Below are 9,310 nucleotides of genomic sequence, written 5' to 3' on the forward strand. Positions count from 1 at the left end.
CGGCAACGCCCACTCCGATGCTGATCAGGACACCCGGCAGGTTGATGSCGGAGATATCCGGCGCCGTGATGGGCGCGGCGGTGGTCAGGCTGTACATCGGTGGGGTTTGCTCCTAACGTGCGCCCGCGTTCGCCGGGCGCATAACACTCTGTTCACCTTCAACAGTAGCGCCGTAGCGTTGCCCCATGCGCATCCTGGTCCTCGGCGGCACAGCCTTCCTGTCAGCAGAAATTGCCCGGCAGGCCGTGGCCGGCGGGCACGACGTCCTCTGTCTGGCCCGCGGAACAAGCTCGCCGCCGCCGGAGGGCGCCGGCTGGCTGCAGGCGGACCGGGCACAGGGTCCGGCCGCCTACGCCGGCGCGAGCGCTGCAGGGGAGTGGGACGCGGTCATCGAGGTCGCCCGGGATCCGCTGCAGGCGCGGGAGGCGCTCGAAGCCTTGGCCGGCCGCGCCCGGCACTGGACGTTCGTCTCGAGCTGCTCGGTCTACGCCGACCATTCAGTGCGCGGTGCCGCGGAGGACGCCCCCGTGTTGGAGCCGCTGGCAGGGAGCGCGGAGCCGACAGCGGAGAACTACGGCGAGGCGAAATCCGCCATCGAACGGGCCACGGCGGACTTTGTCGGCGACAGGGCGCACTTGTGCCGGTCCGGACTGATCGGAGGGCCCGGAGACGGCTCAGACCGCTACGGTTACTGGCCCGCCCGCTTCGCCCGAGCCTCCGGCCCGGTCCTGGCTCCGGAGATTCCCGCAGCTCCGACCCAGGTGATCGACGTCCGCGACCTGGCGGCCTGGCTGTTGTTTGCAGCCGAAGCCGGTGTCACCGGGGTGCTGAATGCGGTCGGTGACCCGGTCCCATTTGCCGCGTACCTCGAAGAATCGCGACGGCTGTCCGGGGGAGTCTCCGAGACGGTGATGGCGCCGGCCGGCTGGCTGGCCGCCCGCGGGGCGAACTACTGGGCAGGACCGGATTCCTTGCCGCTCTGGCTGCCACCCGGCCACGACGGATTTTCCGCGCGCAGCAATGCCGCGGCCCGCGCGGCGGGTCTGCGGTTGCGCCGGTGGACCCGGACGCTGGCGGACAGCCTCGCGGATGAGCGGCGCCGGGGTCTGGACCGGGAACGAAAGGCCGGTCTCAGCCCCGACGCCGAGCGCCGGCTGGTGCGCGACTTGCGGGCGGCTCAGTCCGCCTGAGCCGAGGCGCCCCGATCCACGGCGCCCGGACCCGCGGCGGCCGAGGTCTCGTGCCGCACCGGGAAGTTCACGCTCCGGGCGATGAAGCACACCGCGTTCGCTTCCCGGTGGAGCTCCTCGAGCAGCGGCTCCGCAACGGGAGCCGCCGTCGTCACGCGGGGCTTGAGCGTCACTGACTCGAACTGGCCGCTGCCGTCCCGGTTGGTCCGCATCACGCCTTCGGCGGAGTCCTCGTACCCGGTCACCACCACGCCGTGTTTGACGGCGACGTGCAGGAACGACAGCATGTGGCACTGCGAGAGCGCCGCCAGCAGCAACTGCTCGGGGTTGTAGCGTCCAGCGTCGCCGTGGAACGTGGGGTCCGCCGAGCCCTTTAGGACCGGCAGGCCGGGGATCTCGACGTCGTGGTCGCGGGAATAGCCGCGGTACGTGTCCGTCCCGCCGCCCAGATTCCCGGTCCAGCGGACTGCCAATGTGTAATGGTGCTCGTCGAGGCTCATTCCGGTCCTAGCCGTCCGACGCGCGTGCGCGCAGGGCCCGGGCGACGCCGTCGCGGTTTTCCAGCATCATCCGGCGCAACGCCGCGCTGTCTTCCGGTAGCGAAGCCAGGAACTCATCCGTGCGGTCCACCGTCGACTGCGTGGTCAGCTGCGCCGGGTAGAGCCCGACGACGATCTGCTGGGCCAGCGCGTGGGTGCGGTCCTTGACGATCCCCGGGACGGCCTCGAAATACTTCCCGGCGTAGGGCTCCAGCAGCCCGGTGTCCAGCACCCGCGTGAAACCGGCGACCGCCGAGCCCTGCAGCGCGTTGGACAGCTCACCCTTGACCACAATCGACTCCCAGGCCGCAGCCTTGGCTTCGGCGGTGGGGATGGCGGCCTTGGCCAGGGCCGCGGCGTTTTGGCCGGTGGCCGTGTTGTCGTGCTCCAGTTCGGCGTCGATCTGCTGCTGGCCGGCGCGTCCGCCGACCACGAGGGACGCGATCAGTTCCCAGCGCAGGTCCTGGTCCACGGCGAGGCCGGCCAGTTCCCGGGAGCCGTCCAGCAGGCCGGCGACCGTGTCCAGCTGCCCGGTACTGCGCGCCAGCAGGGCGAAGGACTTCACGAACTGCAGCTGCGCGTCGGAACCGGCCGGCACGCGGGAGGCGAGCTCCCAAAGCCGGTCGGCGGCCGCCGCCGCGGTCGCGTCCTTGTACTCCGCGGCCACATAGAAGTTCAGCGTGGTAGCGAGCTGGCGGAGCTGGACCTGGATCACGGACGAGTCGGATTCCTCGGCGATGTTGGCCAGGATCAGTTCCACGTAGCCGCGCGCCGGGGTTTCGCCGTCGCGCGCCGCGTCCCACGCCGAGCCCCAGACCAGGGTGCGGGGGAGGCTCCGGCCGAAGTCCTTCAGGTGCGCGGTGGCGGTGGCAAGGGACTTCGGGTCGAGCCGGACCTTGGCGTAGGCGAGGTCGTCGTCGTTGAGCAGGATCAGGTCCGGCTGCGCGAGGCCGGCCAGGGCCGGAACTGAAGTGCGCTCGCCGTTGACGTCGAGCTCCTCGCGGTGCACGCGCTCGAGCTTCCCGGCGCCGTCCAGGTTGTAGAAGCCGACAGCGAGCCGGTGCGGCCGGATCGTCGGCTGGGCCTCGGTGGCGGACTGCAGGATGGCGAAGGACGAAATCGTGCCGTCAGCTTCGACGGCGAGTTCGGGCTTGAGCGTGTTGACCCCGGCGGTCTCCAGCCAGAGCCGGCCCCACTGGTCCAGGTCGCGGCCGCTGGACTTTTCCAGCTCGACCATCAGGTCGCTGAGCTCGGTGTTCTGCCAGGCGTGCTTGCGGAAATACTCGCGGACGCCGGCCATGAACTCTTCCGGCCCGACCCAGGCCACCAGTTGCCGCAGCACCGAGGCGCCCTTCGCGTAGGTGATGCCGTCGAAGTTCACCTCGACGTCCTCCAGGTCGTTGATTTCGGCGAAGATAGGGTGGGTCGTGGGCAGCTGGTCCTGCCGGTACGCCCAGGACTTCTCCACCGAGGCGAAGGTGGTCCAGGCGTGGTCGAACTTCGTGTTTTCGACGGCGGCCAGGTGGGACATGTACTCGGCGAAGGACTCGTTCAGCCAGAGGTCGTTCCACCAGCGCATGGTGACCAGGTCGCCGAACCACATGTGGGCCAGTTCGTGCAGCACGGTGATGGCGCGGCGCTCCACCTGCGCGTCCGTGACCTTGCTGCGGAAGACGTAGCCCTCCAGGATCGTGACGGCCCCGGCATTCTCCATAGCACCCGCGTTGAACTCCGGCACGAAAAGCTGGTCGTACTTTTCGAACGGGTACGGGCAGCCGAACTGGGCCTCAAAGAACTCGAAGCCCTGCCGGGTGASCTCAAAGATGTTGTCCGCGTCCAGGTACTGCATGAGCGACTTGCGCGCATAGACGCCCAGCGGGGTGACCTTGCCGTCCGCGGACTTCACTTCGCTGCGGACGGACTGGTACGGCCCGGCGATCAACGCGGTGACGTAGGAGGAGAGCCGCGGGGTGGGCGCGAATTTCCACACCGACCGCGCGCCGCCGTCCATGCCGGGGGTGGTTTCCACCGGCGCCGGGGTGGGGGAGTTGGAGACAACATCCCAGTGCGAGGGTGCGGTGACGGTGAAACTGAAGCTGGCCTTGAGGTCTGGCTGTTCGAAGACCGCGAACATCCGTCGGGAATCGGGAACTTCAAACTGGGTGTAGAGATAGACCTCGTTGTCTACCGGGTCCACGAAGCGGTGCAGGCCCTCGCCCGTGTTCATGTAGGGCGCGTCCGCGACCACCAGGAGTTCGTTCTCGGCGGCAAGATCGGGAAGCTGGATCCGGATGCCGTCGGACACTTCCGCCGGATCCAGTTCGCGGCCGTTCAGCGTGACGCTGTGCACCTTCCGGGTGACGGCGTCGATGAAGGTTGAGGAGCCCGGCGTGGCCGTGAAGGTCACGGCGGTGGTGGAGCCGAAGACCTCCGCGCCCCGCGTTAGGTCCAGGCTGACGTCATAGGAGCCGACGGCGATCAGTTCGGCGCGCTCGCGGGCTTCGGCGCGCGTGAGGTTCATTCCGGGCAAGGGGTGCCTCCAGGATTGGTCGGAGAGGTGGAAACGATACTGTGAAATTATTCTTTCACGGTGAGGCCGGTTGGCAAGCGGCGGCCGGCCGCGGGCATCGTCTGCGCGTGCGTGCTGCAGGGGTAGCGTTGGAGCCATGGGAAAGATCCGGGATTCCGTCGACACCAGGGCCCTGCGTTTCGCCGTGGGGTTCCCCGTCATGCTGGCGGCCGCGTTCGTGGTCTGCGCACTGCTGATCCGCGCCGACCTGCCCGAGCCGCTGGCGGTCCGCTGGACCGACGCCGGCGCCGCGGACTTCGCGCCTTTCGGAGCCGTCGTGGGCGCCGGCGCGGGACTSATCGTGCTGGTCGGCTGGGCCATCCTGCTGCAGGCGGCGCCGCTGTCCCGCCCGGCGCTGATGCGCCGGTTCATGATGGGTGCCGGGCTGAGCATGAGCCTCTTCGTCACGGCCGTCCTCGCCGCCCTGCTGGTCGGCCAGCTGGGCCTCGCCGACGCCCGGGAGTCCCGCGTCGATGTGACCATTTTGGCCATGGGCAGCGGGGCTGCGCTGGGTTTGGGCGTGGTCATGGGGTTCGTCTTCAAGGCGGACGAACGGTGGTCCACCGATGACGAGCGGGCCGTGCGGGAGGCCCTCGCGCGGGAACAGGACCCCGAGCTGGCCAGGGACACCGTGGGTCTCTGGGTGCACGCCCGCAGTTCGGTGTTCGTGATGCTCGGCATTGCCACCCTGTTACCGGCTGCCCTGCTCACCGTCGCCGTGCCGTGGCTGGCGGCGGTCCTCGTAGCTGCAGCTTTGCTCGCGGCCGTGTTCCTCTTCGCCCGCATCCGGGTGGACCGCGGCGGGCTGCAGGTGTTCGCCGGCGGGTTCGTACGGGTCATGGATGTGCCCGCCGCCGCCATCGACGCGGCGACGCCCCAACAAGTCAAGGCCGCCGACTATGGCGGATGGGGCTACCGGAGCCGCGGCGCCACGACGGCGTTGCTGGTCGGCAGCGGACCCGCCGTCGTCGTTGACCGCTCCGACGGCCGGCGGCTGACGGTGAGCGGCGGCAGTGCCGCGACGGCGGACAACGTGGCGCAGGTGCTGTCCCGCGTGGCTGCCCGGGCGCGCCGCAACGGCGGGGCGCCCGCGTCGCAGCCCTAGTAAACTGGGAACAGCCCTGACCAGCGGCGCCGCGAGTCCTCCGGCGCTCCCCACAGAACGGATCTGCCCGTGACCACTGCCCCGGACTTCCCGCGCGTTCACATCGCCACCGACCACGCCGGCATGGAACTTAGCGCCCACCTGGTGCACCACCTCGGCGCCAAGGGGTACGAGGTGGTAGACCACGGGCCGAAGACCTACGACGCGCTGGATGACTACCCCTCCTTCTGCATCAACGCCGCCACTGCCGTGGTGGTCGACCAGGCAGCCGGCACGTCCGCGCTGGGCATTGTCCTGGGCGGCTCCGGCAACGGCGAGCAGATCGCTGCCAACAAGGTCAAGGGGGTCCGCGCCGCGCTGGCCTGGAACCTCGACACCGCCAGGCTGGCCCGTGAACACAACGACGCCAACGTCGTGGCCGTCGGCGGCCGGCAGCACAGCGTGGACGAGGCCACCGCAATCATCGAGGCCTTCCTGACCGAGCCCTTCAGCAACGAGGAGCGGCACGTCCGCCGGATCGGCAAGATCGCCACCTACGAGACCACCGGCGAGGTCGTCGAATAGTGCCGGAGGGGCATTCGGTCCACCGGCTGGCCCGGCAGTTCGCGGACGTCTTCGAGGGGGAGCGGCTCGCCGTTTCCAGCCCGCAGGGGCGGTTCGCCCAGGGCGCTGCCGTGCTCGACGGCCACGTGCTCACCGGCTCGGCGGCGCACGGGAAGCACCTGTTTCTCGGCTTCGAGCACGGGCTGGTCCTGCACGTGCACCTGGGCCTGTACGGGGCCTGGGACTTCGGCGGCGACGAGGATTTCCGCGGTGCGTCCAGCATCGGCGCGCCCCGGAAAGTGGGCGAGCGGGAGCTCTACGACGACGGCGGCGCGGATGCCGGGCTGGCGGGTGCCGGGCATGCGGGTGCCGGGTACGCGGGGCCGCCGGCCCCCGTCGGAGCAGTCCGGGTCCGCTTGGTCAGCGGACACGGCTGGGCGGACCTGCGCGGCGCGACCACCTGCGAAACGCTGACCGAAGCCGAGGCGGACGCCGTCGAGGCCCGGCTGGGTCCTGATCCGCTGCGGAATCTCCCTGGCGACCGGGACGCCTTCATAGCCGGGCTGGCCAGGAAGCGCACCCCGCTGGCGACGCTGCTGATGAACCAGTCGGTGATCGCCGGCGTCGGCAACGTCTACCGCGCCGAGTTGCTGTTCCGGCAGCGACTGGACCCGTGGCTTCCCGGGGCAGCACTGCCGGCGGAGGCCGCCGGGCGGCTCTGGGACGATACGGCCGCGATGATGTCCGACGGCGTCCGCGACGGCCGGATCATCACCACACCGGCGCGCTACTGGACGGAGCCCCGCGCCACGGAAGAAGGCGCCACGGAACTTGGCTTCACGGGACCGGGCGGCAGGCTGCCGGCCCCGGAGGACGCGCACTTTGTGTACCGGCGGCAGGGCCTGGACTGCCGGGATTGCGGGACCGCCGTGGCCCTGACGGAGCACGCCGCGCGGAAGCTCTACTGGTGCCCGGCCTGCCAGCAGGATTGAGCCGGCTGATGTGCCGGCTCTCCTCATCGATTGCTCCAAAGCGGCCGTTTTGAGCCGCGATAAGGGCACCTGCGGAGCAATCGATGGCCTGGACATGGGGCGCGGACATGAAAAAAGCCCCTCCGGAGAGGGGCCTTGCTTTCGTCATATTCGGAGGGGACGACGGGAATCGAACCCGCGTAATCAGTTTGGAAGACTGAGGCTTTACCATTAAGCTACGTCCCCGGGAACTTGCTGGAACTTCAGCTAAGCTTCCGGGCGGCTGTTGAAGCCGGATACAACTAAACCCAATTCAGGCACCCGGTGTCAAATGTGCAAACCGGCACATTATGACCGTAGACTGTTCTGTGCACTTACGGGGTGTAGCTCAGCTTGGCTAGAGCGCCTGCTTTGGGAGCAGGAAGTCGCAGGTTCAAATCCTGTCACCCCGACTCTGCAGCGACTGCCAGGCAGTGGTGTTGCAGAACCCCATCCCCCAAATCCAGGAGTACTTAGACTGTGAAGAGCGCTGTCGAGAACCTCACCCCTACGCGGGTCAAGCTCAATGTTGAGGTCCCCTTTGAGGAATTGAAGCCCAGCATCGCAGAGGCATACAAGACTGTTGCTTCGCAGATCCAGGTTCCCGGTTTCCGCAAGGGCAAAGTCCCCTCCAAGCTCATTGACCAGCGCGTTGGCCGCGGCTACGTCCTGGAAACGGCGATCAACGAAGGCCTCAACGGCTGGTACCAGACCGCCGTGCAGGAAACCGGCATCCGGCCGTTGAGCCGTCCCGAGGTTGAAATCACYGAGGTGCCGGACCCGTCCGCCACTGACGGCGAACTCAAGTTCCACGCCGAAGTTGACGTCCGCCCGGAGATCGAGCTCCCGGACTACGCCGGGATCAAGGTAGAGGTTGCCGCTGCCGAGTCCAGCGAAGCCGACGTCGACAAGGCCCTCGACGAACTGCGCGGCCGCTTCGGCACGCTCAAGTCCGTTGACCGCCCCGCCGCCGACGGCGACTTCCTCACGATCGACATCACCGCCTCCATCGACGGCGCCGAGGTCGACTCCGCGTCCGGGCTGTCCTACCAGGTCGGCGCCGGCACCATGCTCGAAGGCCTCGACGAAGCCGTCACCGGCCTCAGCGCCGACGAAGACGCCATCTTCGACACCACCCTGGTGGGCGGCGACCACGCCGGCGAGTCCGCCCAGGTCAAGGTTGTGCTCAAGGCCGTCAAGGAGCGCGAGCTTCCCGAGGCCAACGACGACTTCGCCCAGCTCGCGTCGGAGTTCGACACCCTGGCCGAGCTCCGCGAGGACCTCGCCAAGCAGGCCGCCGACTCCAAGATTGTCGAGCAGGGCGTAGAGGCCCGCGACAAGGTCCTGGACAAGCTCGTCGAGCTCGTCGAGGTTCCGGTTCCGGCGTCCGTCGTCGACGAGCAGATCGAACAGCACTTCAGCGCCGAGAACTCCCACGGTGAAGGCGATCACGACACCGAGGAGCACCGCGCCGAGGTCAAGGCCAACACCGAGCGCGCCTTCCAGAACGAGGTCATCCTTGACGCCATCGCCGAAAAGGAAGAAGTCGACGTCACTCAGAACGAGCTGATCGACTACATCGTCACCACCGCCAGCCAGTACGGCATGGACCCGAACCAGTTCGCCCAGATCATCGACCAGAGCGGCCAGGTTCCGATGATGGTCTCCGAGGTCCGCCGCCGTAAGGCACTCGCCGTCGTGCTGGGCCAGGCCGAGGTCACCGATTCCGAGGGCAACAAGGTTGACCTGAGCGACTTCGTCCGCCCCGGCGGCGAAGAGGCGCCGGTCGAGGCAGCCGGCGAGACCGACGTCGAGGACGCTGCTTCCGAAGAAGCAGCACCCGAAACCGCTAAGAACGACGACCCGGCAGCAGTGAAGTTCTAACACTTTCTGTACCCGAGTTTCCCGCAGCACTCCCGGATCACCGATCCGGGGGTGCTGTTTTTTAAGCCCGCGATGAACCCTCCCGGCCGGTCGTGCGCCGTCAGCGAACAGCCCTGTGCCTGAGCACAAAGCGGCTGCGAAAACCGTTAGTGTCCAAGTAGGAAAGTTCAGTGATGCCGTCCAGTGGCGTCACCGTCGCCAGCGAGAGGTAAGTACATATGTCACAGCAAGCAGGGGCACCCCGGATGGCTACCGTCGATCCGGCCGCCCAGGATAACTACATTTACAACCGCCTGCTGAAAGAGCGCATCATCTGGCTCGGCTCCGAGGTCCRTGACGAGAACGCCAACGCGATTTGCTCGCAGCTGCTGCTGCTCTCGGCCGAGAACCCCGAGAAGGATATCTACCTGTACATCAACTCGCCCGGCGGCTCGGGGTTCTCGGCCGAGAGCAGCAGCAGCTGCGAGCAA

The 9,310-nt window shown here is 68.1% G+C and carries 8 protein-coding genes and 2 tRNA genes; 7 read left to right on the forward strand and 3 right to left on the reverse strand.

Annotation, left to right across the window (positions count from 1 at the left end; genetic code table 11):
* The first annotated feature begins 185 nt into the window (after positions 1-185).
* Positions 186-1,190: an epimerase gene (locus tag AB4Y86_RS05240; protein WP_441400728.1), complete on the forward strand. Its 1,005-nt coding sequence runs from the start codon at positions 186-188 to the stop codon at positions 1,188-1,190.
* On the opposite strand, the gene AB4Y86_RS05245 is transcribed toward AB4Y86_RS05240, so the two are convergent.
* Positions 1,178-1,690, reverse strand: a complete 513-nt coding sequence (locus tag AB4Y86_RS05245) for an OsmC family protein (protein ID WP_441400730.1) — start codon at positions 1,688-1,690, stop codon at positions 1,178-1,180. The genes AB4Y86_RS05240 and AB4Y86_RS05245 overlap by 13 nt on opposite strands.
* A 7-nt stretch (positions 1,691-1,697) precedes the next feature.
* Positions 1,698-4,250 (reverse strand): aminopeptidase N, encoded by a 2,553-nt coding sequence (pepN, locus tag AB4Y86_RS05250; RefSeq protein ID WP_441400739.1) that lies wholly within the window; start codon positions 4,248-4,250, stop codon positions 1,698-1,700.
* 145 nt (positions 4,251-4,395) lie between these two features.
* Between pepN and AB4Y86_RS05255 the strand changes: the two genes are divergently transcribed.
* The 3 genes from AB4Y86_RS05255 (at position 4,396) to AB4Y86_RS05265 (ending at position 6,938) form a co-directional block, all read left to right on the forward strand.
* A complete protein-coding gene (locus AB4Y86_RS05255) occupies positions 4,396-5,403 on the forward strand; it encodes a hypothetical protein (RefSeq protein WP_441400732.1) in 1,008 nt (335 codons plus the stop codon).
* Between the two features lie 69 nt (positions 5,404-5,472).
* Positions 5,473-5,967: a ribose-5-phosphate isomerase gene (locus AB4Y86_RS05260; RefSeq protein WP_441400733.1), complete on the forward strand. Its 495-nt coding sequence runs from the start codon at positions 5,473-5,475 to the stop codon at positions 5,965-5,967.
* Positions 5,967-6,938, forward strand: a complete 972-nt coding sequence (locus tag AB4Y86_RS05265; RefSeq protein ID WP_441400735.1) for an Fpg/Nei family DNA glycosylase — start codon at positions 5,967-5,969, stop codon at positions 6,936-6,938. Before AB4Y86_RS05260 ends, AB4Y86_RS05265 begins: the two co-directional genes overlap by 1 nt.
* A 154-nt stretch (positions 6,939-7,092) precedes the next feature.
* On the opposite strand, the gene AB4Y86_RS05270 is transcribed toward AB4Y86_RS05265, so the two are convergent.
* Positions 7,093-7,163, reverse strand: a tRNA-Gly gene (locus tag AB4Y86_RS05270).
* 131 nt (positions 7,164-7,294) lie between these two features.
* Between AB4Y86_RS05270 and AB4Y86_RS05275 the strand changes: the two genes are divergently transcribed.
* The 3 genes from AB4Y86_RS05275 to AB4Y86_RS05285 form a co-directional block, all read left to right on the forward strand.
* Positions 7,295-7,369, forward strand: a tRNA-Pro gene (locus tag AB4Y86_RS05275).
* Between the two features lie 67 nt (positions 7,370-7,436).
* A complete protein-coding gene (gene tig / locus AB4Y86_RS05280) occupies positions 7,437-8,840 on the forward strand; it encodes a trigger factor (RefSeq protein ID WP_441400737.1) in 1,404 nt (467 codons plus the stop codon).
* A 245-nt stretch (positions 8,841-9,085) separates the two neighbouring features.
* A partial coding sequence (locus AB4Y86_RS05285; protein WP_441400741.1) for an ATP-dependent Clp protease proteolytic subunit occupies positions 9,086-9,310 on the forward strand: 225 nt, incomplete at its 3' end.

It is taken from the genome of Arthrobacter sp. 2YAF22_2 (genome assembly GCF_052114645.1).
In the GTDB taxonomy this organism is placed as follows: domain Bacteria; phylum Actinomycetota; class Actinomycetes; order Actinomycetales; family Micrococcaceae; genus Arthrobacter.